Annotated in this window: 23 protein-coding genes; 6 read left to right on the forward strand and 17 right to left on the reverse strand. The window is 68.7% G+C overall.

Translation table 11 applies throughout. The features are described 5' to 3' along the window. Window positions 1-5: 5 nt before the first annotated feature. On the reverse strand, window positions 6-1154 hold the full coding sequence (locus ON43_RS33175) for a GTP-binding protein (RefSeq protein WP_086008080.1): 1149 nt from the start codon (window positions 1152-1154) through the stop codon (window positions 6-8). 71 nt (window positions 1155-1225) lie between these two features. On the opposite strand from ON43_RS33175, the gene thiD reads away from it, so the two are divergent. The 4 genes from thiD (at window position 1226) to ON43_RS45640 (ending at window position 5668) form a co-directional block, all read left to right on the forward strand. Continuing rightward, on the forward strand, window positions 1226-2077 hold the full coding sequence (thiD, locus tag ON43_RS33180) for a bifunctional hydroxymethylpyrimidine kinase/phosphomethylpyrimidine kinase (RefSeq protein ID WP_040813863.1): 852 nt from the start codon (window positions 1226-1228) through the stop codon (window positions 2075-2077). Window positions 2078-2171: 94 nt separating this feature from the next. Next, a complete protein-coding gene (locus ON43_RS33185; protein WP_051179575.1) occupies window positions 2172-3413 on the forward strand; it encodes a bifunctional glycosyltransferase family 2/GtrA family protein in 1242 nt (413 codons plus the stop codon). After that, window positions 3410-5431: an ArnT family glycosyltransferase gene (locus ON43_RS33190; protein WP_040813865.1), complete on the forward strand. Its 2022-nt coding sequence runs from the start codon at window positions 3410-3412 to the stop codon at window positions 5429-5431. Before ON43_RS33185 ends, ON43_RS33190 begins: the two co-directional genes overlap by 4 nt. Window positions 5432-5518: 87 nt before the next feature. Beyond that, window positions 5519-5668, forward strand: coding sequence for a hypothetical protein (locus tag ON43_RS45640; protein ID WP_167333479.1), 150 nt, complete (start codon window positions 5519-5521; stop codon window positions 5666-5668). 29 nt (window positions 5669-5697) lie between these two features. Here the strand turns inward: ON43_RS45640 and ON43_RS33195 are convergent, their stop codons facing one another. From ON43_RS33195 to ON43_RS33230, 8 genes are all read right to left on the reverse strand, one after another. Then, window positions 5698-6327, reverse strand: a complete 630-nt coding sequence (locus ON43_RS33195; RefSeq protein WP_040813979.1) for a VOC family protein — start codon at window positions 6325-6327, stop codon at window positions 5698-5700. An 83-nt stretch (window positions 6328-6410) separates the two neighbouring features. Beyond that, window positions 6411-7025 carry a TetR/AcrR family transcriptional regulator gene (locus ON43_RS33200; RefSeq protein WP_040813867.1) on the reverse strand — a complete coding sequence of 205 codons (615 nt, stop codon included), beginning with the start codon at window positions 7023-7025 and terminating at the stop codon, window positions 6411-6413. A 23-nt stretch (window positions 7026-7048) separates the two neighbouring features. After that, entirely contained in the window at window positions 7049-7831 is a 783-nt protein-coding gene (locus tag ON43_RS33205) for an enoyl-CoA hydratase family protein (RefSeq protein WP_040813868.1), read from the reverse strand. Next, window positions 7831-8994, reverse strand: coding sequence for an acyl-CoA dehydrogenase family protein (locus tag ON43_RS33210; RefSeq protein WP_040813870.1), 1164 nt, complete (start codon window positions 8992-8994; stop codon window positions 7831-7833). Before ON43_RS33210 ends, ON43_RS33205 begins: the two co-directional genes overlap by 1 nt. 3 nt (window positions 8995-8997) lie before the next feature. After that, window positions 8998-11007 (reverse strand): acetyl/propionyl/methylcrotonyl-CoA carboxylase subunit alpha, encoded by a 2010-nt coding sequence (locus tag ON43_RS33215; protein WP_040813872.1) that lies wholly within the window; start codon window positions 11005-11007, stop codon window positions 8998-9000. An 8-nt stretch (window positions 11008-11015) separates the two neighbouring features. Beyond that, window positions 11016-12620, reverse strand: a complete 1605-nt coding sequence (locus ON43_RS33220) for an acyl-CoA carboxylase subunit beta (protein WP_040813874.1) — start codon at window positions 12618-12620, stop codon at window positions 11016-11018. Next, the gene (locus ON43_RS33225; protein WP_040813981.1) at window positions 12617-13765 is read right to left on the reverse strand and encodes an acyl-CoA dehydrogenase family protein; all 1149 of its coding nucleotides are present in this window, start codon (window positions 13763-13765) and stop codon (window positions 12617-12619) included. The genes ON43_RS33220 and ON43_RS33225 overlap by 4 nt, the downstream gene beginning before the upstream one ends. 8 nt (window positions 13766-13773) lie before the next feature. Continuing rightward, a complete protein-coding gene (locus ON43_RS33230; RefSeq protein ID WP_040813876.1) occupies window positions 13774-15489 on the reverse strand; it encodes an acyclic terpene utilization AtuA family protein in 1716 nt (571 codons plus the stop codon). Window positions 15490-15656: 167 nt separating this feature from the next. On the opposite strand from ON43_RS33230, the gene ON43_RS45645 reads away from it, so the two are divergent. Then, on the forward strand, window positions 15657-15815 hold the full coding sequence (locus tag ON43_RS45645) for a CG2302 family histidine operon protein (protein WP_167333480.1): 159 nt from the start codon (window positions 15657-15659) through the stop codon (window positions 15813-15815). Between the two features lie 24 nt (window positions 15816-15839). Here ON43_RS45645 and ON43_RS33235 read toward each other — a convergent pair whose 3' ends face one another. From ON43_RS33235 to thiO, 6 genes are all read right to left on the reverse strand, one after another. Beyond that, window positions 15840-16604: an adenylate/guanylate cyclase domain-containing protein gene (locus ON43_RS33235; RefSeq protein ID WP_083913898.1), complete on the reverse strand. Its 765-nt coding sequence runs from the start codon at window positions 16602-16604 to the stop codon at window positions 15840-15842. A gap of 543 nt (window positions 16605-17147) precedes the next feature. Continuing rightward, the gene (locus tag ON43_RS33240) at window positions 17148-17900 is read right to left on the reverse strand and encodes a DUF2705 family protein (protein WP_040813878.1); all 753 of its coding nucleotides are present in this window, start codon (window positions 17898-17900) and stop codon (window positions 17148-17150) included. After that, the gene (locus ON43_RS33245) at window positions 17900-18844 is read right to left on the reverse strand and encodes an ABC transporter ATP-binding protein (RefSeq protein WP_040813880.1); all 945 of its coding nucleotides are present in this window, start codon (window positions 18842-18844) and stop codon (window positions 17900-17902) included. The genes ON43_RS33240 and ON43_RS33245 overlap by 1 nt, the downstream gene beginning before the upstream one ends. A gap of 113 nt (window positions 18845-18957) precedes the next feature. Then, window positions 18958-19743 carry a thiazole synthase gene (locus ON43_RS33250; RefSeq protein ID WP_040813882.1) on the reverse strand — a complete coding sequence of 262 codons (786 nt, stop codon included), beginning with the start codon at window positions 19741-19743 and terminating at the stop codon, window positions 18958-18960. Continuing rightward, on the reverse strand, window positions 19736-19948 hold the full coding sequence (gene thiS / locus ON43_RS33255; RefSeq protein ID WP_040813884.1) for a sulfur carrier protein ThiS: 213 nt from the start codon (window positions 19946-19948) through the stop codon (window positions 19736-19738). Before thiS ends, ON43_RS33250 begins: the two co-directional genes overlap by 8 nt. Continuing rightward, the gene (gene thiO / locus ON43_RS33260; RefSeq protein WP_040813886.1) at window positions 19945-21054 is read right to left on the reverse strand and encodes a glycine oxidase ThiO; all 1110 of its coding nucleotides are present in this window, start codon (window positions 21052-21054) and stop codon (window positions 19945-19947) included. Before thiO ends, thiS begins: the two co-directional genes overlap by 4 nt. 152 nt (window positions 21055-21206) lie before the next feature. On the opposite strand from thiO, the gene thiE reads away from it, so the two are divergent. After that, window positions 21207-21908 carry a thiamine phosphate synthase gene (thiE, locus tag ON43_RS33265; protein ID WP_040813888.1) on the forward strand — a complete coding sequence of 234 codons (702 nt, stop codon included), beginning with the start codon at window positions 21207-21209 and terminating at the stop codon, window positions 21906-21908. 133 nt (window positions 21909-22041) lie between these two features. Here thiE and ON43_RS33270 read toward each other — a convergent pair whose 3' ends face one another. Together ON43_RS33270 and ON43_RS33275 are read right to left on the reverse strand one after the other, a co-directional pair. Next, window positions 22042-24222, reverse strand: coding sequence for a molybdopterin-containing oxidoreductase family protein (locus ON43_RS33270; RefSeq protein ID WP_040813890.1), 2181 nt, complete (start codon window positions 24220-24222; stop codon window positions 22042-22044). Window positions 24223-24226: 4 nt separating this feature from the next. Then, entirely contained in the window at window positions 24227-24910 is a 684-nt protein-coding gene (locus tag ON43_RS33275; protein ID WP_040813892.1) for an NUDIX domain-containing protein, read from the reverse strand. Between the last annotated feature and the right edge of the window lie 40 nt (window positions 24911-24950).

Below are 24950 nucleotides of genomic sequence, written 5' to 3' on the forward strand. Positions count from 1 at the left end.
CCGGACTACGCGTGTTCGTGCATACCGCCCCAGGCCGGGAAGGGATCCGGGTACCGCAGCCACGCCTGCGGCCCGGCTTCCACCTCGGCGTCGGTGAGCAGCGCGGAGTTCAGCAGATCGCGGACGTGCGGCCGATCCAGTTTGATGCCGATGAAGACGATCTCCTGGCCGGGCCGCATGTCCAGGGCGTCCCAGTACGCGCCCGCCTCGAAGGTGAGATTCGGGCCGGCCTGGGACCAGATGGCGGCCAGGCCGGGGCGGCTCGCGAGCCAGAAGAAACCCTTGCTGCGCAAGAGCCTTTGGAGTTGCGCCAGGGCGGATTCGAGGCGCTCGGGATGGAAGGGGCGATCGGCGGTGAAGGTGAGGCTGCTGATGCCGTATTCCTCGGTTTCGGGGGTGTGGCCGCCCGCCAATTCCTCGTCCCAGCCGTCGAATTGGGCCGCGAGGTCCGGGTTGTAGAGGCCGGTGTCGAGGACGTCGGCCAGGCCCACGACGCCGTGGGCCGAATGCACGATTCGGGCAGTCGGATTCAGCCGCCGAATCGTGGCCTCCACTGTCCCGAGGGCATTCGCGCTGACCAGGTCGGTCTTGTTGAGCACCAGGACATTCGCGAACTCCACCTGATCGACCAGCAGATCGGCGATGGTGCGCGCATCCCCTTCTCCCGCTTGCAGATTCCGTTCCGCCAAGGCTTGTCCCTTCACCACCTCGGCGAGGAAGGTCGAGCAGTCGACCACCGTCACCATGGTGTCCAGCCGCGCCAGCTCGCCCAGCCGGAAGCCGTCCTCGAACTCCCACTCGAAGGTGGCCGCCACCGGCATGGGTTCGGAGATGCCGGTGGATTCGATGACCAGCGAATCGAATCGGCCCTCGCGCGCCAGCTTCCCCACCGATTCGATGAGGTCCTCGCGCAGCGTGCAGCAGATGCAGCCGTTGGTGAGCTCGACCAGCTTCTCCTCGGTCCGGTCCAGGTGTCCCTGACCCGCGACCAGGGCGGCGTCGATGTTCACCTCGCTCATGTCGTTCACGATGACCGCCACCCGGCGGCCGTCCCGGTTGGCCAGGATGTGGTTGAGCAGGGTGGTCTTCCCGGCGCCGAGGAAGCCGGATAACACGGTCACGGGCAGCGGGTTCTGAATGGGCTCCGGAGTCATACGGTTAATGATAACGGTTTTCATTTAGGGTGGCTATCGGGGCCCGATTCGTCCCCACTAGGGTCTGTGACGTGGAACTCCTACCGCTTGCTCCGAACGGCACCACCCCGGTTCGCGCCCTCACCATCGCGGGCACCGACTCCGGCGGCGGCGCGGGCATCCAGGCCGACTCGCGCACCATGGCCATGTGCGGTGTGCACGCGTGCGTGGCGGTGGCCGCGGTGACCGTGCAGAACACCCTCGGCGTCAGCGGCTTCCACGAGATCCCGCCGCAGGTCGTGGCCGACCAGGTGCGAACCGTGGTGGGCGACATCGGAATCGGCGCGGCCAAAACCGGCATGCTGGCCTCCACCGCCATCATCGAGGCGGTCGCGGGCGTGTGCCGCGAGGTCGGTATCGGGCGCGACGGCGAGATCCCGCTGGTCGTGGACCCGGTCGCGGCCTCCATGCACGGCGACGCCCTGCTGCACGCCGAGGCCCTGGACGCGGTGCGCAACACCCTGATTCCGCTGGCCACCGTGGTCACCCCCAATCTCGACGAGGTCCGGCTCATCACCGGCATCGACGTGGTGGACGACGGCTCCGCGCGCAAGGCCGCCGAATCGCTGATCGCGCTGGGCCCGAAGTGGGCCATCGTCAAGGGCGGTCACCTGCGCACCTCCGAGCAGTCCACCGATCTGCTCTTCGACGGCGACACCTTCCACGAACTCCCGGCCAAGCGGCTCAACACCGGCAACGATCACGGCGGCGGCGACACCCTGGCTGCGGCCATCTGCTGCGCACTGGCACACGGCTATTCGGTCCCGGACGCGGTCGCCTTCGCCAAGGAGTGGACCTTCCGCAGCCTGGAGGCGTCCTACGACCTGGGCGCGGGGCACGGTCCGGTCTCCCCGCTGTGGCGGCTGCACCTCGGCCCGCGCTGACCAGCGCTCGGCTCCTCCGGCCGGCGCAGCGCTCCCAGGAACCTCCCAGGCGGAGCGCAGATTGATGTGAGTCTGGTGATCGAGATTGGTCACCATGAACGACACCGTGACCGCCGCGCGGGCGGCGGAACCCGCAGCAGCAGTGACCGCGCCCGTCGTGGATGTGGTCGTTCCGGTCTACAACGAAGAGGTCGACCTCGGGCCGTGCGTGCGCAGACTGCACGCCTTCCTCACCCTGAACTTCCCGTTCACGGCGCGAATCACCATCGCCGACAACGCCTCCACCGACGGCACGATGGCGGTGGCGAAGCAGCTGGCCGATCAGCTCGACGGCGTGCGCGTGGTGCACCTGGACCGCAAGGGCCGCGGGCGGGCGCTGCGGGAGGTGTGGCAGTCCTCGGACGCACAGGTCGTCGCCTACATGGACGTGGACCTGTCCACCGATCTGAACGCGCTGCTGCCGCTGGTCGCGCCGCTGGTGTCCGGGCATTCGGACGTGGCCATCGGCACCCGGCTGGCCTCCTCCGCGCGGGTGGTGCGCGGACCCAAGCGCGAGATCATCTCCCGCTGCTACAACCTCATCCTGCGAACCTCGTTGCAGGCCAAGTTCTCCGACGCGCAATGCGGCTTCAAGGCCATGCGCACCCAGGTGGCCAAGCTGGTGCTGCCGCTGGTCGAGGACGGCGAATGGTTCTTCGACACCGAACTGCTGGTGCTGGCCGAACGCATCGGACTGCGCATTCACGAGGTGCCGGTGGACTGGATCGACGATCCGGATTCGCGGGTGGACATCGTGGACACCGCCCGCAAGGATCTGCGGGGCATCTGGCGGGTCGGGCGCGCGCTGACCAGCGGGCGACTGCCGATCAACGAGCTGCGCGCCGCGATCGGACGTGAACCGCTGGTCGAGGGCGTGCCGCTGGGCATGGTCGGGCAGCTGGTGCGCTTCGGCATAGTCGGCATCACCTCGACGCTCGCCTACCTACTGCTCTACGTTCTGCTGCAAGGTTTCACGGGCGGGCAGGTGGCCAACTTCCTGGCGCTGTTGATCACCGCGATCGGCAATACCGCCGCCAACCGCGCCTTCACCTTCGGGATCCGCGGCTCCAATCAGGCTGTCTCGCACCACTTCCAGGGCCTGGTCATCTTCGGCGTCGGCCTGGCGCTGACCAGTGGATCACTGTTCGCCCTGCACCAGTGGGCCCCGGGCGCGGCGGTGCACCTGGAACTGCTGGTGCTGGTGGTCGCCAACCTGGTCGCCACCCTGCTGCGCTTCGTCGGCCTGCGCTGGGTCTTCCGTAATGCCGGCCGGCCCGTTTCGGAGGAGGTCCGATGACCGCGACACTGACCGAGCCCCGGCTCACCCCGCCCCCGGCCGAGCCACCGGCCGCGCGCGGCGGACGCCGTGAGTACCTCGCGCTGGCGGCCCTGCTCATCGGCACCGGTATCGCATACCTGTGGAACCTGTCGGCCAACGGCTGGGCGAACTCCTTCTATGCCGCCGCGGTGCAGGCGGGTTCGGTGTCGTGGAAGGCGTTTTTCTTCGGCTCGTCCGACGCTGCCAACTCCATCACCGTGGACAAGACGCCATTGTCGTTGTGGCCCATGGAGATCAGTGTGCGGATCTTCGGATTGCACAGCTGGAGCATGTTGTTGCCGCAGGCGCTGTTGGGTGTGGCGTCGGTGGCGCTGCTGTGGGCGATCGTGCGGCACAATTTCGGGGCGAGTGCGGGGCTGCTCGCGGGCCTGGTGCTGGCGTTGACTCCCATTGCGGCCGTGATGTTCCGGTTCAACAATCCGGACGCCATGCTGGTGTTCCTCATGCTCGCGGCGGCCTGGGCCATGACCCGGGGGGTGGCCGATGGACGCTGGCGCTGGCTGTTCCTGACCGGGGCGTTCATCGGACTCGGCTTCCTGGCCAAGCAGTTGCAGGTGCTGCTGGTGGTGCCCGCGCTGGCGCTGACCTACCTGATCGCGGGTCCGCCCGCGCTGGGCAAGCGCATCGCGCAGCTGTTCGGGGCGCTCGCGGGTCTGATCGCCGGTGCGGGCTGGTGGGTGCTGCTGGCCGAGTTGTGGCCCGCCTCGGATCGACCGTACTTCGGTGGATCGCAGCATAATTCGATCATCGAGCTGACCCTGGGCTACAACGGCCTGGGCCGCCTCAACGGCGACGAGACCGGCAGTGTCGGCGGCTTCGGCGGTGGCGAACAGCTGCCGACCGGCGGTGGCGGCATGTGGGGCACACCCGGCATCGACCGGCTCTTCCAGCCGCAGCAGGCCGGTCAGATCGCCTGGCTCATCCCTGCGGCACTCGTGCTGCTGGTCGTGGGTATCGCGTTGCGCGGCAAGCTGACCCGCACCGATCCGCAACGGGCGACGCTGATCCTGTTCGGCGGCTGGCTGCTCGGCACCGGGCTGGTGTTCAGCTTCATGAAGGGCATCTTCCACCCGTACTACACGGTGGCCCTGGCCCCCGGCGTGGCGGCGTTGATCGGCGCGGGCTCGGTACTCGCCTGGCGGCACCGCGACCGGCTGTGGGTGCGTCTGGCCACCGCCCTGGCGCTCGGCCTGACCACCGCGACCGCGTGGATCATCCTGTCCCGCAGCACTTCCTTCCTGCCATGGCTGCGATGGGTGGTGCTGGTCGGCGGCATCGTCGTCACCCTGCTTCTGCTGATTCGCCTGCCCCGCAAAGCCGGGCTGACCGCCGCGGCCGCCGCGGTGGTGGTCGGGCTGGCCGCGCCGACGGCCTACGCGCTGGACGGCATCGCCACCGCACACCAAGGGCCGATGCCCTCGGCGGGGCCTGCCGTGCGCGGCGGATTCGGCCCGGGCGGGCCGCGCGGCGACCACGGCATGCCGAACGGTCGACCGGGCAATGGGGCTCCTGGCACTCGCACCCCGGGCGGACAGCCAGGCGGCCTCAATGCCGAGAATGCCGGTGGCCCCGGCGAATTCGGCGGCGGCGCGGGCAACATGATGATGGCGAGCAAACCGAGCGACAAGGTCACCGCACTGCTGAAGGCCGACGGCTCCGACTACACCTGGGTGGCGGCCACCGTCAGCTCGAACTCGGCGGCCGGTTTCCAGCTGGCGACCCAGCTGCCGGTCATGCCGGTCGGCGGTTTCAACGGCAGCGACCCATCCCCGACCCTGGCCCAATTCCAGGAGTACGTCCAGGTCGGCCGCATCCACTACTTCATCGCCGGCAGCCAGATGGGCGGCGACCGCGGCGGCCGCGACAACAGCCAGAGCCAGAGTTCCCAGATCACCGCCTGGGTCAAGGAGCACTTCAATTCCCAAGAGGTGGACGGCATCACCCTCTACGACCTGACCTCCCCGAAAACCACCTAACCGGGGGCGGTGATCCCAGTCCGCCGCAAGTGATCTCACTGCTCGATAAGCTGAATGTGACGCCCGTCACGATCCAGGGATTCCGCCATGAGCACGTACCCCCTCAGCGATGAGCACCGAGAAGCCTTCTGGCGCAGGTCCGGTTGGGATCCGGACCTGCCGACCGCGGAACGCGAGGCCATCGAGCGTCGCTGGGACGACGAATCCATCGACCTGGCAGAGATATTCGGCTTCTGAGCGCCACCCGGCACCGGCTTCGGCCGGGGTCAGGCCGTCGCCTCCCAGACGAAGCCGTCCGGATCGGTGAAGGAACCGATGCCGCTGTCCATGACGATGCGATGGGAGCCGGTGCCCTCCAGGGGTACCCCCGCCTCCTTGGCGGCGGCCTTGCGCGGGTACAGGGCGAGAGTGATCGGGGAGGTCGGGGTCGCGAACTCGGCGTACTTGCCACCGAAGCTCCGTGAGGTCGTCAGGCCGCGGTCGACGTAGAACTGCTTGCTGGCCTTCACATCCGACACGCCCATGAGCAACACCACCTCGTCGACCTCGCGGGTGAAGGGGCCCTCGTCCTTCTTCTTGGAGGTGGCGATCTTCCAGATGGTGCCCTCCGGAGCCTGCACCACCGCGCCGTAGCCCCAGAAGCTCTTCTTCGCGGGCTTCAGCACGGTGAAGCCCGCGTCGACCGCGGTGCCGACCAGGCTGTCGACGGTGGAGGGCTGCGAAACCACCAGGGACAGCAGGAATCCGCGGAATCCGGTGGTCGGGGTGTCGGAGGCTCGGAAGCCGAGGCGGTCGCCGAGGCCGAAGGCGTCCTCGTAGATCGCGGCGGCAGCCTCGGGATCGGCCACCTCGAGCTGGACGTTGATATCGGTGCTGGTGATCGCGTTGATTTCCATGCTCATAACGCTATTCGCGACGAGCACCGGTCACATCCGTGCCGACCACGGAATCCACTACTGAGAGTCGGTGGGTGGTTCGGTCAGCGGGCGTTGGTCAGGGCGGTGTGGAGGGTGGCCGACCACTGGGCGACGATCTCCTTGCGACGCAAGGAGTCGTCGGTGAGGACGTCGGCCAGGCCGAGGCCGCGGGCCAGGTCCAGGGTGGCCTGGACCAGGTGGTGGGCCACCGGGTCGGAGTCGTCGACGCCGAGCGCCTCGACGGCCATGCGGTGCGAGATGCGGCCGAAACGGGCTTCCATGGGGACGATTCGCTCGCGCAGGGCCGGGTCGGCGGCGGCGTGGGTCCAGACCTGTAGGGCCGCTTTGAACAGCGGGCTGGTGTAGGACTCGACCAGGCCGGAGACCACGGCCTCGGTGCGGGCGACGCCCTCGGCCACCTCGGCGACCGCGAGGGCGTCGGCCTTGGCCTGATCCATGCGGGTTTCGAACATGTACTCGAGGGCGGCCGTGATCAGGTCTTCCCGGGTTGGGAAATGATGCTGGGCCGCACCGCGCGACACCCCGGCGCGTTCGGCGACCACGGCGACCGTGGCGGCCGCCCAGCCCGTCTGGGCCAGGCAGTCGATGGTCGCTTCCAGCAGCCGCTGCCGGGTGGCCCGGCTGCGGTCCTGCTTGGGTTCGTGGGGTGTCGCCATGGTTGCCTATTCTGCCGAGTTGTCTATTCCGCCCAACTCGCCGGGCGGCGCTGCATGAACGCGGTGATGCCCTCGATCACCTCCGGGGTGCCGAAGAAGCTCGCCGAACGCTTGGCCAGGTCCTCGGCGGAACGGTCGAAGGCGGCCAGCAGCTCGGCATTGACGAGCGCCTTGGCCTCGGCCAGACCCTGCGGCGCGCCCTTGCGCAACTCACCGCGCAGGCGGGCCGTCTCGGCGGCCGGGTCGGCAGCCACCACGGTGACCAGGCCGACCCGCTCGGCCTCGGCGGCGTCGAAGGTCTCGCCGGTCGAGAAGTAGCGCGCCGCAGCCCGCGGGGACATGCGGGGCAGCAGGGTCAGCGAGATCATGAACGGGGCCAGGCCGATCCGCACCTCGGTCAGGCCGAAGCTGCTCTCCGGTCCGGCGACCACCAGATCGCAGGCGGCGATGATGCCCATGCCGCCCGCCCGCACATTCCCGTTCACCTGCGCCAGAACGGGTTTCGGCATGGCGAGGATGTCGCGCAGCACCGAGATCATCCAGCGGGTGCGGATATCGGCGGCGGCCGCCGGGTCGGCGTCCACCGCCTCCTTCAGGTCCGCGCCCGCGCAGAAGGTGTTGCCGGTGTGGGTGAGCACCACGCCGCGCACGGCGTCGTCGGCGGCGGCCCGCCCCAGCCCCTCCAGCAGCTCCGTCACCAGCCGCGACGACAACGCGTTGCGGTTGTGCGGGGAATCCAGTGTGAGCGTGGCGAATCCGTCCGCCACCTCGTAGCGGACGAACGGGCCCGCGGGCGCGTCACTCATCAGTAGGACCTCGGCAGTCCCAGCGAATGCTGCGCGACGAAGTTCAGGATCATCTCGCGGCTGACCGGGGCGACCCGGGCGATGCGCGAAGCGGCCAGCATGCCCGCCAGGCCGACATCGGAGGTCAGGCCGGAGCCGCCGTGGGTCTGGATCGCCTGATCGAGGGCCTTGATACTGGCTTCGGCCGCAGCGTATTTCGCCATATTGGCGGCCTCGGCGGCACCGAAGTCGTCGCCGGAATCGTAGAGGAACGCGGCCTTCTGCATCATGACCTTGGCCAGTTCCAGCTCGATCTTCACCTGCGCGAGCGGATGCGAGATGCCCTGGTGCGAGCCGATCGGCGCGCCCTTCCACACCGCGCGCTCCTTGGCGTACTTGACCGCCGCGTCGATGGCGTAGCGGCCCATGCCGACCGCCATGGCCGCGCCCATGATGCGCTCCGGGTTCAGCCCCGCGAACAGCTGCGCGATGGCCGCGTCCTCCTGGCCGACCAGGGCGGTGGCGGGCAGCCGGACCTCGTCGAGGAACAGCGTGAACTGGTTGTCCGGCTCGATGATGTCCATCTCCTGCTTCGTCTTCACGAAGCCGGGGGTGTCGACGGGGACGATGAACAGGGCGGGCTGCAGGTTGCCGGTCTTGGCGTTCTCGGAGCGCGCCACGATGAGCACGGCCTCGGCCTGGTCCACACCGGAGATGAAGATCTTGCGGCCGTTGAGAATCCAGTCCTCGCCGTCGCGCCGGGCGGTGGTGGTGATCTTGTGCGAGTTGGAGCCCGCGTCCGGCTCGGTGATGCCGAAGACCATCTTGCCGCTGCCGTCGGCCAGCTTGGTCAGCCACTCCTGCTTCTGCGCCTCGGTGCCGTACTTGGTGATGATGGTGCCGCAGATGGCCGGCGAGACCACCATGAGCAGCAGGCCGCAGCCCTGCGCCGCCAATTCCTCTTGTACGAGCGCGAGTTCGTAGATGCCCGCGCCACCGCCGCCGTACTCCTCGGGCAGGTTCACGCCCAGGAAGCCGAGCTTGCCGGCCTCGTCCCAGAGTTCGTCGAAGGGCTCGTTGCGGCGTGCCTTGGGTCCGGCGTAGTCGCGGAAGTTGTACTTGGCGGCCAGCTTGGCCACCGCCGCGCGCAGCGCCTTCTGCTCGTCGGTTTCGATGAAACTCATTGCCTACTCCTGCTCTTCGCTGTGCGCGGTGGTCTCTTCGGGATGGACGACGGCCAGTACGGCGCCGACCTCGACCTGCTGGCCGGCGGAAACGTTCAATTCGGTGAGCACGCCCGCGGCGGGTGCGGCAATGGTGTGCTCCATCTTCATCGCCTCCAGCCACAGGATCGGCTGGCCCTTCTCGAGCCGATCGCCGACCGCCGCGCCGAGGCGGATCACCGCGCCCGGCATGGGGGCCAGCAGCGAGCCCTCGGCCACCTGGTCGGCCGGATCCTCGAAGCGCGGCAGGCGGCGCACCGCCACCGGGCCGAGCGGGGAGTCGACCGCCACCAGATCGCCGTAGCGGGCGATCTCGAAACGGCGGCGCACCGGGCCGCGCTCGCCGGGGACCTGGAGGATCACGAGATCCGCTGTGGCCTCGACCAATTCGAGCCCGTCATGCCCCTCTACCTCTAGCCCGGCACGGGTGAGGCGGTAGCGCACCTCGTGCTTGCCGGTCAGGCGGGATTCATACGACTTGGACTGCGGCTGCGACGGCAGGTTGCGCCAGCCGCTGGGCAGGCCGCGGCCGACCCGGGCCGACTGCCGATTGGCTGCGGCGTCGGACAGCGCGGCCGCGATGATCGACAGCTTCTCATCCGCCTCGGAAACCAGCGGCGCGGAAAGCTTTTCGAGATCGTGCGTCGCGAAGAACGCGGTATCGGTGTCGCCCGCCAAGAAGGCCGGATGCCGCAGCACCCGCACCAGCAGATCGCGATTGGTGACCAGGCCGTGAATCTTGGCCCGCTGCAACGCACTTGCCAATAGGTGCGCGGCCTCGTCGCGGGTGTCGGCGAAGGAGATGACCTTCGAAAGCATCGGGTCGTAGTGCACACCGACCACCGAACCGTCCACCACACCGGTGTCCAGGCGCACGCCCGGCTCGGTCAGCACGGTGAATTCGCCCACGGTGCCGGGGATGTCGAGCTTGTGGACCGGGCCGGACTGCGGCTGCCAGTCATGCGCGGGATCCTCGGCGTAGAGGCGCACCTCGATCGAGTGGCCGCGCATTTCAGGCTGCCGCGCGGGCAGCGGGCGACCGGCCGCGACCTGCAGCTGCAGGCGCACCAGGTCCAGGCCGGTGACCTGCTCGGTGACCGGATGTTCCACCTGCAGACGGGTATTCATCTCCAGGAAGAAGAAGTCGCCCTTCTCGTCGGCCAGGAATTCGACGGTGCCCGCACCCTCGTAGCCGATAGCCTCCGACGCCAGCCGAGCCGCCTCGAACAGCCGCGCCCGCATGCCGTCGATCTTTTCGACCAGCGGCGAGGGAGCCTCCTCGACCACCTTCTGATGGCGGCGCTGAATCGAGCACTCACGCTCGCCGACCGCCCACACGGTGCCGTGGGTGTCGGCCATGACCTGCACCTCGATGTGGCGGCCGGTCTCCAGGTAGCGCTCGCAGAACACGGTCGAATCGCCGAAGGCGGACTGGGCTTCCCGCTGCGCCGCCTCGATCTGATCGTTCAGATCCGCGACATCGCGCACCACGCGCATGCCGCGACCACCACCACCGGCGGACGCCTTGATCAGCACCGGCAGCATGTCCGCGGTGACCTCGGCCGGGTCCAGCTGCTTCAGCACCGGGACCCCCGCGGCGTCCATCATCTTCTTGGACTCGACCTTGGAGCCCATCTGCTCGATGGCCGCGACCGGCGGGCCGATCCAGGTGAGTCCGGCGGCCTGCACGGCCTTGGCGAATTCGGCATTCTCGGAAAGGAATCCGTAGCCGGGGTGGACGGCGTCGGCGCCGGCGGCCAAGGCGGCCTCGATGATCAGCTCGGCACGCAGGTAGGTCTCGCCGGGGGTGTTGCCCGGCAGGCGAATTGCCGCATCCGCCTCGGCCACGTGCGGGGCGTTCGCGTCGGCGTCCGAATAGACAGCGGTGGTCGCGATTCCCATGCGGCGGCAGGTCGCGAATACCCGTCGCGCGATCTCACCGCGATTGGCGACCAGAACGTTCGTAATCTCCATCTCTGGCCTCACATCCGGAAGACGCCGAAGCCCTCGGCGCCCTTGATCGGGGCATTGTGAATGGCCGACAACGCCATTCCCAATACCGTGCGGGTGTCGCGGGGATCGATGACGCCGTCGTCGTAGAGGCGGCCCGACATGAACATGGGCAGCGATTCGGCCTCGATCTGCGCCTCGATCATGGCGCGCAGCCCGGCGTCCTGCTCCTCGTTGAACGGGATGCCGCGCGCCTCGTTGGCGGCCCGGCCCACGATGGAGATGACGCCCGCCAGCTGCGCACCTCCCATGACGGCGGATTTCGCACTGGGCCAGGCGAAGACGAAGCGCGGATCGTAGGCACGGCCGCACATGCCGTAGTGCCCCGCGCCGTAGGACGCGCCCATGAGCAGCGAGATGTGCGGGACCTTCGAGTTCGAGACCGCGTTGATCATCTGCGCGCCGTGCTTGATGATGCCCTTCTGCTCGTACTCCTTGCCGACCATGTAGCCGGTGGTGTTGTGCAGGAACAACAATGGCGTGTTCGACTGGTTCGCCAGCTGGATGAACTGAGTAGCCTTCTGGGCTTCCTCGGAGAACAGCACGCCACGCGCGTTGGCCAGGATCCCGACCGGGTAGCCGTGCAGCTCCGCCCAACCGGTGACCAGGCTGGAACCGTAGAGCGGCTTGAACTCGTCGAAATCGGAGCCGTCGACCACGCGGGCGATGACCTCGCGCGGATCGAACGGGATCTTGAGGTCACCCGGCACGATGCCGAGCAGCTCCTCCTGGTCGTAGAGCGGCTCGATGATCTGATCGACCGGACGCGCCGCCGGACCCTGCTTCTGCCAGTTCAGGCGCTTGACGATGGACCGGCCCAGCCGGATCGCGTCCTGTTCGTCCACGGCCAGATAATCGGCCAGGCCCGAAGTGCGGGCGTGCATTTCCGCACCGCCCAGCGATTCGTCGTCGGACTCCTCACCGGTGGCCATCTTCACCAGCGGCGGGCCGCCGAGGAATACCTTGGAGCGCTCCTTGATCATGACCGTGTAGTCGGACATGCCCGGGATGTACGCGCCACCGGCGGTGGAGTTGCCGAAAACCAGTGCGATGGTGGGAATTCCGGCCGCCGACAGCCGGGTCAGATCCCGGAACATGCGGCCGCCGGGCACGAAGACTTCCTTCTGCGTCGGCAGATCCGCGCCGCCGGACTCCACCAGCCCGATCACCGGCAGCCGGTTCTCCAGCGCGATGTCGTTCATCCGCAGCGTCTTGCGCAGCGTCCACGGGTTCGACGTGCCGCCGCGGACAGTCGGATCGGGCGCGGTGATCAGGCATTCGACGCCCTCGACGATGCCGATGCCCGCGATCACGCTCGCGCCCACATGGAAGTCGCTGCCCCAGGCGGCCAGCGGGGCCAGCTCCAGGAACGGCGAATCCTCGTCGATGAGCAGTTCGATGCGCTCCCGCGCGGTCAGCTTGCCGCGCTTGCGATGCCGCGCCAGCTTCTCCGGGCCGCCGCCCGCGATGTTCTTGGCGTACTCGGCCTCCACCTCGGCCAACTTGGTGGTCATGGCCTCGGCGGCGGCCTGGTACTCCGCCGAATTCGGGTCTACGGAAGTGCGCAGGATGGTCAAGACTGGAACCCCAATCGCTTGGCCGCGAGGCTGGTCAGGATCTCGTTGGTGCCGCCGCCGATACCGAGGATGCGGACATCCCGGTAGTGGCGTTCGACTTCGGACTCACGCATGTAGCCGAGGCCGCCGAAGAGCTGCACCGCCTGGTGCGCGACCCATTCGGCCGTCTCCACGGCGGTGTTCTTGGCGAAGCACACCTCGGCGATCAGATCGGTCTCGCCGCGGGCGGCGCGCTCGGCCAGCACGTGCGTGTAGACGCGGGCGATATCGATGCGGCGCGCCATCTCCGAGAGCGTGTTCTGCACGGCCTGGCGGCTGATCAGCGGGCGGCCGAAGGTCTCGCGATCACGCGTCCATCGCAGCGTCAGGTCCAGGCAGCGCTGCGCATGCCCGTACGCCTGCACGGCCAGACCCACCCGCTCGCTCACGAAAGCCTGTGCGATCTGGGCGAATCCGCTGTTCTCCGGGCCGACCAGGTTCGAAACCGGCACCCGCACATCGACATACGACAGCTCGGCGGTATCCGAGCACAGCCAGCCCATCTTCTCCAGCTTGCGGCTGACCGTGAAACCGGGCGTGCCCTTCTCCACCACCAGCAGCGAAACACCCGCCGCGCCAGGACCACCCGTACGCACGGCGGTCACCACGTAATCGGCGCGCACACCGGAGGTGATGAAGGTCTTGGACCCGTTCACGATGAACTCGTCGCCGTCGCGCACCGCGGTGGTCCGCAGATGCCCGACATCCGAACCGCCGCCCGGCTCGGTAATGGCCAGCGACCCGATCTTCTCGCCCGCCAGAGTCGGCTTCACCCAGCGCTCGATGTGCTCGGGATTCCCGGAGGCGATGATGTGCGGCACCGCGATACCGCAGGTGAACAGGGATGCGAACAGACCGCCCGAGCAGCCCGCGTAGTGCATCTCCTCGGCCACGATGGCCGCGTCGATCCCGTCACCGCCGGAACCGCCCGCGGCCTCGGGGAACTGGATGCCCAGCAGCCCCAGCGCGCCCGCTTTCTTGTGCAGCTCGCGCGGCAGCAGTCCCTCCCGCTCCCACTCGTCCAGGTACGGCAGCACCTCCCGCTCCGCGAAACCGCGTACGGTGGCGCGTAATTCGCGCCGCTCGGGCGTCGTCCAGGGATTCACGTATTCGCTCATGGCAGCAGCTCCACAGGAATCTCGATGTGCCGGGCCCGCAGCCATTCCCCGAGCCCCTTGGCCTGCGGATCGAAGCGCGCCTGATAGGCCACGCCCTCCCCGAGCAGACCTTCGACAATGAAGTTCAGCGCCCGCAGCTTCGGCAGCACGTGCCGGGTGACGGGCAGTTTGGCGGTCTCGGGCAGCAGCAGGCGCAGCTCGTCGACGGTCAGCGCGTGCACCAGCCAGCGCCACTGCTCGTCGGTGCGCACCCAGACGCCGATATTGGCATTGCCGCCCTTGTCGCCGCTGCGGGCCAGCGCGATGGCGCCCAGCGGCACCCGCTTGGTCTCGCCCGCCGGAAGCTGTTGCGGCAGTAGCGGTTCCGAGACCTCGGCCAATTCGAGCGTCTCGGCGGCGGGCGCGATCTCGGTCTCGCTGCCGTTCGGCAGGACCACCTTGTGCGGGACCAGCGCCGAATCCACGTAACCCGGCGTGAAAACGCCGTACGGGCCGCCGTTTCCGGGCGGTGAGGTCATCGAGAAGCCCGCGTAGCTGGCCAGCGCCAATTCCACCGCGACGCTGGAGAAGGCGCGTCCCACCTTGTTCGGATCGGGATCGCGCACGACACAACGCAACAGCGCGCTGGCCTGCTCCTCGGTCTCGGCGTCCGGGCGGTCCAACCGGGCCAGGGTCCAGTCCAGTTCGGCGGGCCGCTGCGGCAGCCAGGACTCCAGCTGTCGTTGCGCCAGTGCGGCTTTGGCCTCGATATCGAGCCCGGTGAGGATGAACTCCATCTCGTTGCGGAAGCCGCCGATGGTATTGATCGACACCTTGGTCCGCGGCGGCGGCGCCTCACCGGTGACCCCGCTGATCAGCACCCGATCCGGGCCCTCCTGGCTCACCTCGATGGTGTCCAGGCGCGTGGTCACATCCGGGCCCGCGTAGCGCGCGCCCTGAATCTCGTACATGAGCTGCGCTTTCACCGTGTCCACGGTGACCGCGCCGCCGGTGCCCGCGTGCTTGGTGATCACGCTGCTGCCGTCGCGCCGCACCTCGGCGATCGGGAAGCCCGGCCGCCCCATATCGGCGATCTCGGTGAAGAAGGCGTAATTGCCGCCGGTGGCCTGCGTGCTGCACTCGATCACGTGCCCCGCCACCACCGCGCCGGCCAGCGCGTCGTAATCGGTTCGGCCCCAGCCGAAGTGGGCGGCGGCCGGCCCCACCACCAGCGAGGCGTCGGTGACGCGTCCGGTCACCACGATGTCCGCGCCCGCGTTCAGCCCCTCGGCGATACCCCACGCACCCAGGTAGGCATTGGCCGTGAGCGGCGTGCCCAGCCCGAGTTCGGCGGCCCGCGACAGCAGATCGTCACCGGTCACATACGCGACTTCCGGTGCCAGGCCCAGCTTTTCGGACACCTCGGAAATGCGCCGCGCCAGCCCGGCGGGATTCAGCCCGCCCGCGTTCACGACGATCTTCACGCCCTTGTCGAGAGCCAGCCCGAGACTGCTCTCCAGCTGCTTCACAAAAGTCTTGGCGTATCCGAGATTCGGATCCTTCATGCGATCCCGTCCCAGGATCAGCATGGTGAGCTCGGCCAGATAGTCCCCGGTCAAGACGTCGAGCTGCCCGCCCTCGAGCATCTCCCGCATGGCGCTCAATCGATCGCCGTAGAACCCGGAACAGTTGCCGATCCGAATGACATCCGGAGTGTCGGCGAGCTGACTCATGAAGGGCCTCCTGTGCACACCTGAGTCCGGCGCAGCTTCGGCGCTGCGGTCGGTTACAGGGTCACATCCACCCCCGAAAAAAGCAAGCCCGCGTGCTTGTTATTCAGCGAATACCCAGGTGAGGACCAGTGTCCGGCGTTGCGGCAACCGTCAGGCAGACTGATCGCGTGTCCACAGACGTCACCGCGATCGTCCTGCTCGCCCTCGCCGGATTCCTGCTCGGCGGGGCGTACTCGCTGTTCAAGAACTCGCGACCGGTGGCCATCGGCCTGGGTGCCTGCGGCGTCCTCGCGGCAGTGGGCGCGATTCTCTACATGACGAGCTAGTTCTCGGGGGCTTCCCCGAGAGCCCTATTCGGCTTCGAGGCGGAAAATGCGCAAATCCTCCGGCACACCGCTCAGTGGTGCCGCGAAGAAGCTGCGGCGGTAGGGCTTGATGCCCAGGCCGAGTTCCTCGAGGGTCTCCGGCTTCAGCGCGTCCAGCGTCGCGCCCGAGAGCATGGTGTTGCCATTGCCGCCCGCCTCCATAACCCGGGCGGCGATATTCACGTCGATGCCGAGCCAGTCGCCGCCGATCTCGCGCGGGCTGCCCGTGTGCAGACCGAGCCGCATCTGCGGGCGATAGCCATCCACGGACACCGCCGACAGATTCTCCTTGGCGGCCACGGCCGCTCGCACGGCCCGGTCCGCGGACGGGAAGACGGCCATCACGCCGTCACCCATGCGCTTGACCACCTGACCGCCGCGGTCATTGATGGGCGGCTCGATGGCCTTGGCCACCCGGCGCAGCAGATCCAGCGTCACCTCGTCGCCGGCCGCCAGCGACCAGCTCGAGAACGCCACCAGATCGGTGAACATGATGGTGATCTCCTGGGTGCCGCGCCCCTTGCCGACCCGCTCCAGCATCGCCTGCCAGACCTGCAGTGCGCCCAGTCCCAATTCGCGTGCGGCACTGGGGGAATCGCCGACCAGCTTGTCCGCCGCGCGGGCCACCGCGCGCACGCCTCCGGGACCCGATACGGACAGCGGATCACCGAAGGCCGGATCGCCGGGCAGGTTCTCCCGAGCCTTGCGGACCAGGCCGATGATGTCGCCGCGCTGGTTGGCGGCATTCATGAGGGCGGAGATCTGTCCGGGGAAGCGGCCGCGCCGACGCGGCTGTGCGTCGGATTCGTCGATGTCTTCGGAGAGATCCGCGGGGATCAGGGGGATGACCACATCCGGGTCGATGCGGGGTTCCCGCGCCCGGCTGCCGGCCGCGTCGCGCGACCGGTTGCGATCGGTTCCCAGTCCGTCCGTGCGGTTCGCGTCGTTGGCGCGTTCACCGCCGTCGGAGGGTCGTTCGCTCACGCCCAGAGCGTATCCCAGCGCTCCGTCATGGGATGGATTAATGATTGCCACCTGACACCTCCCGATCGGTGCTAGCGGCCACTTCGTTGGACCCGCCGATTCATTGAGTGTTTTGGTTGCTGAGGCGATGCTACAGACGATCCGGTCCAGTGACCAGAAGATTCCGGCCGGACGGGAAAGTTCTCACAAAGCCTTAACCCCCTGCTCGAGAATTACATCGGCCCGATACGGAATTCCGTATCGGGCCGATGCGTGCCGCCGGGCCGGGCAGTGGCCGGCGGCTCCCCGGGCAGGGTCTCTGGCGTCGCGTTACGCGTCGCGCTTATTTACCACGAATACGGCGGCTCCGAAGATCAATCCGACGAAGATCGTGAAGTAGATCAGGCTGCCCCACGGGCCCCAGTGCCAGTTCCCCGACACATCTCCCATGGTGAAGAATCGCTGCACGTTGTGGAAGGGCAACAGCGGGCCCACATTGCGACCGAAACTGCCGAACGAGCTGAGCAGGGTCTCGATGATGAGCGGCCACAGCAGCAGGATGGAGATGGCGGCCGCGGACTGCCGCACCAGCACACCTACAGCTATCGCAAGAACGGCGCACAGCAGGGCATAGATCGGGACCCCGATCAGCGCTCGCCACTCCTCGGAGGTCGAGAGTTCCAGGCCGGGACCCGAGCCGTAAATGGCACGGAAGAGCACGAAGGCGAGCACGCTCAGCACCGCGGTCAGCACGGTCGCGTACACCGCCAGCAGGATCGACTTCGCTGTGATGACCCGGGTGCGATTCGGCGTGGCCAGGAAGGACGTGCGGATGACGCCGAAGCGGTATTCGCTGGTCACCGACAGCGTCGCCATGATCATCAGGACCAGCACGCCGAAACCGCTCACGCCCGACACCGCGTCGGAAACGGTGTAGACGTGGGTGTGGTCGCCCTTGGCCGAGCGCGCCACCGCCGCCGCCAGCACCGCCAGCCCCAGACCCAGGACCACCACGATGGCCGAGCACCACCACGGCGAACGGGTCGAGGTGAGCTTGATACGTTCCGCGGTCAGCACTCCCATCAGAGCGCACCTCCCATAACCTGATCGAAGCCTTCGCCGTGGTACTGCACCGCGCCTCCGGTCATGCGCATGAACGCCTCCTCCAGCGAGGCGCGCTGCGGGGAGAGCTCGTAGAGCGTGATGTCGTTGGCGCCGGCCAGTTTTCCGACCGCGTCACTGGTCACACCGGCCACGACCAGGGCCGGGCCGTCGGATTCCGCGCCATCCTCGCGCACGGTCATGCCGTTGGAGGTGAGCAGGCTGCGCAGCTGATCCAGCTGCGGACTGCGCACGCGCACAGACTGTTCCGACGCCTTCTCGATGAAATCCTTTGTGGTGGTGTCGGCGATGAGCCGGCCCCGGCCGATCACCACGAGATGTTCGGCGGTCTGCGCCATTTCGCTGAGCAGGTGGCTCGACACCAGCACGGTGCGGCCCTCGGCGGCCAGGCGCTGCATGAAGCGGCGGATCCACAGGATGCCCTCGGGGTCCAGGCCGTTCACGGGTTCGTCGAACAGCAGCACCTGCGGGTCGCCGAGCAGGGCCCCGGCCAGGCCGAGCCGCTGCGACATGCCCAGGGAGAAGCCGCCCGCGCTCTTGCCGGCCACCTCGGTGAGGCCGACCAGGCGCAGCACCTCCTCGACCCGGGATTGCGGAATGTCGTTGGAGGCGGCCATCCACCGCAGATGCGAGCGCGCGGAACGATTGGGGTGCACCCATTTCGCGTCCAGCAGCGCGCCGACCGTTTCGAGGGGCTTCTTCAGCTCCTGGTACGGCTTGCCATTGATGAGCGCGGTCCCGGAAGTCGGTGTGTCCAGCCCCAGGATCATGCGCATGGTGGTCGACTTGCCCGCCCCGTTCGGGCCGAGGAAGCCGGTCACCTGCCCCGGTTGAACCGTGAAGGACAGATCCGACACCGCAACCGTCTGGCCGTAGTGCTTGGTCAGACCTCTCAGTTCGATCATGACGACCAGTCTTCCCCACATCGGCGGCTCGCACTATCGCTAATTGGTAGCGCGTCGCTCATCCTCAGGGATGACTACGGCCCGGAGCGGACCCCGGGTTCAGAATCCGGGGTTCAGAATCCCGGCGAAGAGGCCTGCGCCCAGAAACGCTTCGGGATGCGACCGGCCTCGCGGGCCAGCCAACCACTCTCGACGGCACGGGCCATGGCGGCGGCCATGAGCGCGGGCTGCCGGGCGCGGGTGACCGCGGTCGCCAAAAGCACGGCCGAGCAGCCGAGTTCCATGGCCAGGGCGGCATCGCTGGCGGTGCCGATGCCGGCGTCGAGGATCACCGGGACGCCCGCGGCGGCCACGATCATCTCGATATTGTGCGGATTGCCGATGCCCAGGCCGGTGCCGATGGGCGAACCCAGCGGCATGACCGCGGCGCAGCCGATGTCCTCCAGGCGCTTGGCCAGGGTCGGGTCGTCGGTCGTGTAGGGCAGCACGGTGAAGCCGTCGTCCACCAATTGCTCGGCGGCGGCGACCAATTCGATGGCGTCGGGCAGCAGCGTGCGCTCGTCGGCGATGACTTCCAGCTTGACCCAATCGGTTTCGAGGGCCTCGCGGCCGAGCTGCGCGGTGAGCACGGCCTCGGCGGCGGTGCGGCAGCCGGCGGTATTGGGCAGCGGGGCGATCTCGAGGCGCTTGAGCAGGTCGAGCACGCCGGTACCGCCCGCGGCGTCCACCCGGCGCATCGCGACCGTGGTCAGCTCGGTGCCCGAGGCGACCAGGGCCTCCTCCAGCACGGCCAGGTTCTCCGCGCCACCGGTGCCCATGATGAGCCGGGAACCGAATTCGCGGCCGGCGATGACCAGCGGCGTCACGGAGCTGGCAGGCGGCGTAGCCGGGCTAGCCACCCTGCACCGCCGTCAGCACCTCGATCTCCCAGCCGCGGCCGACCGGTTCGTCCCAGCGGGACTTGGGGAAGACCGCGCCGTCGATGGCCAGGGCCACGCCCTGACACGGCAGGTTCAGGCGTTCCATCATTTCGCGGACGGTGAGCGGCTCGGGGAACATGTGCTCCTGGCCGTTCACGGTCACGCCGACCGGAATCGCTGTCATCGAACTCCTCCTGGGTAAAGCGGTGCGGCGGTAGAAGATTGCCGCTCGGGGACCGCCGTGAACCGGCTGGGGTTCGCGGCCTTCGCCTCGGGCAGCTCGGTATCGGCGAGCAGGGCGAGGACGGCGTCGGCGGTGACGGGGGTGTCGAGAATGCCGTTGCGGCCGTGACCGGCTGCCACGATCACGCGGTCGTCGAGGTAGCCGATGAGCGGCAGATTGTCGGGGGAGCCGGGGCGGAAACCCGCGATGGCCTCGGCGAATTCGTACTCGCCGATTCCGGGCAGCACCGATTCGGCATCGGTGAGCAGGTCGCGGACGCCCGTCGCGGTGACGGCGGTATCGAAGCCGACCTCGTATTGCGTTGCGCCCAGCACGATTCCATCGCCGCGCGGAACGAGGTAGACGGGACGGCCGTGCACGCGGGCACGAATCACCCGGCGCGGCGGGGTCGGAGCGCTGGGGCGGCGGCGCAGGCGCAGGATCTCACCCTTCACCGGGCGGACCGGCAGGCCCGGCCATAAATCGGCCGCGGCGGCGCCGGTCGCGAGGACGATGCGGTCGTGCGGCAGATCGGTCAGGGCTTCGACCCGTTCGGCGCGGAATTCGACTCCGGCTGCGGCGCAGGCGGTTCGGAGCGCGCCGACCAGGGCGCGATTGTCCACGGCCGGTTCGGTGGCGGCCAGCAGTCCGGCGCGGACACCACGGCCCAGACCCGGTTCGGCTTCGCGCACCCCGGCGCGGTCCAGCACGCGCAGCTCGTGACCGCGGGCGTTCACCCAGTCGGCGATGGTGCGCAGGTCCGCGGCATCGGCGGCGTCGAGGGCGACGGTGAGGGTCTCGTCGGCGACGAAGACGTCGGTGCCGGTGATCGCCTTCAGCTCGGCGGCGAAGCCGGGCCAGCGGGTGAGGGAGGCGGCGCCGAAGGCGAGGGCCTCGTCCTCGCCGGGCCAGCCCTCGGACAGCGGCGCGAGCATGCCGCCCGCCACCCAGGAGGATCCGGAGCCTACGGCCGGGTCGAAGAGGGTGACGGTAAAGCCAGCTCCGGCCGCCTTCCAGGCCGCCGACAGTCCGATCACTCCGCCGCCGACGACGGCCACACTCCGCATTGACTCCACCTAACCCGACCCGGGACGTCCGGGACCTGCATATATACGTCTCGAAACGGGAAATTCACCGGGGGCGTCGCGCGGCGTCGAGCTCGAGGCGCTCCCACGGGTCGTTTCGACTCAACCACCGTAGCGCGACTACCGTCGAGGCTGTGCAACCCTCCCACCCGAACCGACCGGTATCCCCTCGGGAACGTCTCGCGACCGCACGGCTCTATCTGTGCACCGACGCCCGCCGCGACACCGGCGACCTCGCGCAGTTCGCCGAGGCCGCGCTGGCGGGTGGCGTCGACATCATCCAGCTGCGCGACAAGGGTTCGCGCGGGGAGAAGCAGTTCGGTCCGCTCGAGGCCAAGGCCGAGCTGGGTGCGCTGGCCGAGCTGAAGGCGGCTGCCCGCCGCCACGGCGCACTGGTCGCCTGCAACGACCGCGCCGATATCGCGCTCGCCGCCGGGGTCGACGTGCTGCACCTGGGCCAGGGCGACCTGCCGCCCTGGTACGCGCGCCAGATCCTGGGCGGCGAGGTGGTGCTGGGCCGTTCCACCAACAATCGCGCGCAGGCCGGACTGGCCGCCGTGGACGAGCACATCGACTACTTCTGCACCGGCCCGGTCTACTCGACCCCGACCAAACCGGGCCGCACGCCCGCGGGCCTGGAACTGGTTCGCTCCACCGCCGATTCGCACACGCAGCGGCCGTGGTTCGCCATCGGCGGCATCGACGACGAGCGCCTGCCCGAGGTGCTGGCCGCCGGCGCGACCCGAATCGTCGTGGTGCGGGCCATTACCGAAGCTGATGATCCGACCGCCGCGGCCCGCAGGATCAAGCAGCGGATCCTGGAGAACGCCAACTAGGCACAGGACTCCCGTCATCCCATCGCGAGACTCCCCTCGTCATCCCGGCGCGCTTTTGGCCGGGATCCACACTGGCTGGGGTGGATTCCGGCCAAAAGCATGCCGGAATGACGGGGCGTATGACAGGGCTCGGTCAGGCGACGGGGTCCAGGCGGATCGGGATGCCGTTCAGGTTGGACATGCCCGCGAGGCGTTCCACGTCGGCCAGATCCGTTGACATCAAATCGTTCACGTTCGCACCGCCCGCGGCATTGGCGCGCTGCCAGCCGCCGCGGTGACCCCAGCCGTGCGGGATGGCGACGGTGCCCTCGGTCATGTCCTCGGTGAGGCGGGCGGTCACCTCGATGGAGCCGTGCGGTGAGGTGACGCGGCAGCGGTCGCCGTCCTGGATACCCGCGACCGCGGCGTCCTTCGGGTTGATGCGCGCGGCGTGCTCGCGGTCGCCGCGCATGAGCGGCTCGACATTGTGCATCCACGAGTTGTGGGACTTGAGCTCGCGCAGGCCGATGACGCGCAGCGGGTAGGTGGGATCGGCCGGGCGGTCGGCAAGACCGCGCAGTTCGATGATGATCTCGTCGGGGTCCAGTTGCACGCGGCCGCCCTTGTGCATCACGACTTCTCGCAGCACGCCGGTGGTGATGCCGTCGGCCAGGACCAGGCCGTGCGGGTGGCGGCGCAGCATGCGCAGGCTGAGACCGCCGCGGCGCAGGCCGAACAGGTCGCCGTAGGGGCCGGTGCGCACGGCCAGATCCACCAGCAGTTGCGGAGTCGGGCGGGCGGGCAACCGGGGCATGCGGCGGCGTAGGCCGCTCAGCAGGCGGCCGACCGGGCGGGCCGCGCCGAGTGCGAAGGGCTGCACGCCGATCCGGGTCGCGATGTCGTCGACGATGCGCCATTCCTCGCGGGCCTCGCCGTACGGTTCGAGCACGCGCTCGGTGTACTGCGTGTACGGGGTCGGGGAGAGCGCGGTGAAGGGCAGCGGAATGTCGTCGCGCTCCAGGAAAGTGGTCGCCGGGAGGATGTAGTCGGCCATCCGGTTGGTGTCGTTGACATATATGTCGATGGAAACGAAAAGGTCCAGTTGTTCCATGGCGGAAGCCAATTCGCGGCCGTTCGGGACCGAGGAGACCGGATTGCCCGCCGAGGTGAACAGCGCGCGCAGGCGGCCCGGACCCGGAGTGGTGATCTCCTTGGCCATGATGGCGGCCGGGAAGGTGCCCAGCACATCCGGGAATCCGCCGATGCGGGAACGGTTCTTGCCGTAGCCGATCAGGCCCAGGCGCGCGTTCAGTTTGGAGACGGCCACCAGTTCCTTGCCGAAGACGGAACCGCCCGGCTGGTCGAGGTTTCCGGTGACCAGGCCGAGCGCGTCGATGAGGAAGGCGACCAGGGTGGCGTGGCGGCCCAGGCAGGTACCGGTGCGGCCGTAGACGGCGGCGGACTCGGCGCGGGCCAGATCCCGGGCGAGCGCGCGCACCCGATCGGGCTCGAGACCGGTCACCTCGGCGGTGGCCTCGGGCGTGAATCGCGCGACAGCGTCCCGCAATTCGCGCGCCCCGGTGGCCTGGCGGCGCAGCGCCTCGGTGTCTTCGAGGCCCTCCTCGAAGATGACCTGCAGCAACGTCGCCAGCAGCCAGGCGTCGCCGTCCGCGCGCACTCCGACATGCTCGAACAGCTTGGCCGTCTCGGTGTTTCGCGGGTCGATCACGACCACGCGGCCACCGCGCTTGGTGATGGCGGTGAGCTTGTCGCGCACACGCGGCACGCTCATCGCACTGCCGTGTGAGACAAGCGGATTGGCGCCCAGCATGAGCAGGAAGTCCGTGCGGTCCAGATCGGGCACCGGCACCGAGGTGGAGGAGCCGTAGAGCAGCTGGCTGGCGACGAACCGGTTGTTGATGTCCTGGGAGCCCGCCGAATACACGTGCTTCAGCCCCGCGGCCATCTGGAAGCCCAGCATCCACAGGGTGTGTGAATAGGAGAAGGAGGACGGATTGCCGAAATACCAGCCGAGACTGTGCATTCCGTGCTCGTCGATGAGCCCGCGCAGCCGCTCGCCGATCTCGTCCAGCGCGGTGTCCCAGGAGACCCGTTCGAACTCGCCCGCGGCCGTGCGCCGCAGCGGATACAGCACGCGGTCCGGATCGTTCTGGATCTCGGTGAAGGCGATGCCCTTGGGGCAGGCATTGCCGCGGGAGAGCGGATGCTCCTTGTCGGCGCGCAGCTGGATCAGCCTGCCGTCCTCGACGGTGGCGATCAGTCCGCAGAGCGGCTCGCAGATCCGGCAGTACGTGGGAAGCTCGCGCGTGCTCACCCCATCAAGAGAACACCTGACCGGGAGTGAGGAACAACACATTTCCGGCCAATTCGGTCTGTTTCGAGCCGGATTCGGCCGCGGCGCCCGGGCAGATGCGGGCCGTGCGGCCGTTGCCGTCGCCATTGGAGTGCAGCCAGACGAATCCGTGCTCGGCCAGATCCAGGGTGCGCGGCAACGCGGCCGCCACCGCGCGGCGAGCCGGGATTCCGGCCAGGCTGACGCGGGCGGGCGTGGCCCGCAGCAACGGCCAGGCGGCGGCGAAACCGGGATGCAGCGGCCGGTCCTCGACCTCGTCCTCGGGCACCCACACCAGATCTTGGCTCTCCATATTGCCCCGGGTCTCGAGCCGGTCCGGGGCATCGGCGATGACCGTGGTGTAGGTCCAGCCGCTGAGTGCGGTCGCGGTCACCCGGGAGCCGCGCACGCGGATCGAACCGGGTGCGATGCCCGCCTCCTCCTCGGCCTCGCGGACCGCGGCGTGCACGGTGGTCTCGTGGGAATCGCGGGCGCCGCCGGGCAGGGCCCAGGTGCCGCCCTGATGGGTCCAGGCGGCCCGGTGGTGCAGCAGGACCGCGGCGCCGCCGCCGATCAGCGGGGCGCGCAGCAACAGTCCGGCAGCCCCGAAGCGACCCCATTGACGGGAGCCATCCGGGCTTTCCGCCCAACCGTCACCGTCACCACGCATCTTCGCAATCCCATCATCCGACCCAGTCGCTGTGCACACT

Source organism: Nocardia concava NBRC 100430 (assembly GCF_000308815.1).
In the GTDB taxonomy this organism is placed as follows: domain Bacteria; phylum Actinomycetota; class Actinomycetes; order Mycobacteriales; family Mycobacteriaceae; genus Nocardia; species Nocardia concava.

What these genes read in the sequence shown, in the direction of transcription:
- ON43_RS33175 (WP_086008080.1), bottom strand. Translation starts at nt 1,154, where the DNA reads ATGACTCCGGAGCCCATTCAGAACCCGCTGCCCGTGACCGTGTTATCC.
- ON43_RS33185 (WP_051179575.1), top strand. Translation starts at nt 2,172, where the DNA reads ATGAACGACACCGTGACCGCCGCGCGGGCGGCGGAACCCGCAGCAGCA.
- ON43_RS33190 (WP_040813865.1), top strand. Translation starts at nt 3,410, where the DNA reads ATGACCGCGACACTGACCGAGCCCCGGCTCACCCCGCCCCCGGCCGAG.
- ON43_RS45640 (WP_167333479.1), top strand. Translation starts at nt 5,519, where the DNA reads ATGAGCACGTACCCCCTCAGCGATGAGCACCGAGAAGCCTTCTGGCGC.
- ON43_RS33195 (WP_040813979.1), bottom strand. Translation starts at nt 6,327, where the DNA reads ATGGAAATCAACGCGATCACCAGCACCGATATCAACGTCCAGCTCGAG.
- ON43_RS33200 (WP_040813867.1), bottom strand. Translation starts at nt 7,025, where the DNA reads ATGGCGACACCCCACGAACCCAAGCAGGACCGCAGCCGGGCCACCCGG.
- ON43_RS33205 (WP_040813868.1), bottom strand. Translation starts at nt 7,831, where the DNA reads ATGAGTGACGCGCCCGCGGGCCCGTTCGTCCGCTACGAGGTGGCGGAC.
- ON43_RS33210 (WP_040813870.1), bottom strand. Translation starts at nt 8,994, where the DNA reads ATGAGTTTCATCGAAACCGACGAGCAGAAGGCGCTGCGCGCGGCGGTG.
- ON43_RS33215 (WP_040813872.1), bottom strand. Translation starts at nt 11,007, where the DNA reads ATGGAGATTACGAACGTTCTGGTCGCCAATCGCGGTGAGATCGCGCGA.
- ON43_RS33230 (WP_040813876.1), bottom strand. Translation starts at nt 15,489, where the DNA reads ATGAGTCAGCTCGCCGACACTCCGGATGTCATTCGGATCGGCAACTGT.
- ON43_RS33235 (WP_083913898.1), bottom strand. Translation starts at nt 16,604, where the DNA reads ATGAATGCCGCCAACCAGCGCGGCGACATCATCGGCCTGGTCCGCAAG.
- ON43_RS33240 (WP_040813878.1), bottom strand. Translation starts at nt 17,900, where the DNA reads ATGGGAGTGCTGACCGCGGAACGTATCAAGCTCACCTCGACCCGTTCG.
- ON43_RS33245 (WP_040813880.1), bottom strand. Translation starts at nt 18,844, where the DNA reads ATGATCGAACTGAGAGGTCTGACCAAGCACTACGGCCAGACGGTTGCG.
- thiS (WP_040813884.1), bottom strand. Translation starts at nt 19,948, where the DNA reads ATGACAGCGATTCCGGTCGGCGTGACCGTGAACGGCCAGGAGCACATG.
- thiO (WP_040813886.1), bottom strand. Translation starts at nt 21,054, where the DNA reads ATGCGGAGTGTGGCCGTCGTCGGCGGCGGAGTGATCGGACTGTCGGCG.
- ON43_RS33275 (WP_040813892.1), bottom strand. Translation starts at nt 24,910, where the DNA reads ATGCGTGGTGACGGTGACGGTTGGGCGGAAAGCCCGGATGGCTCCCGT.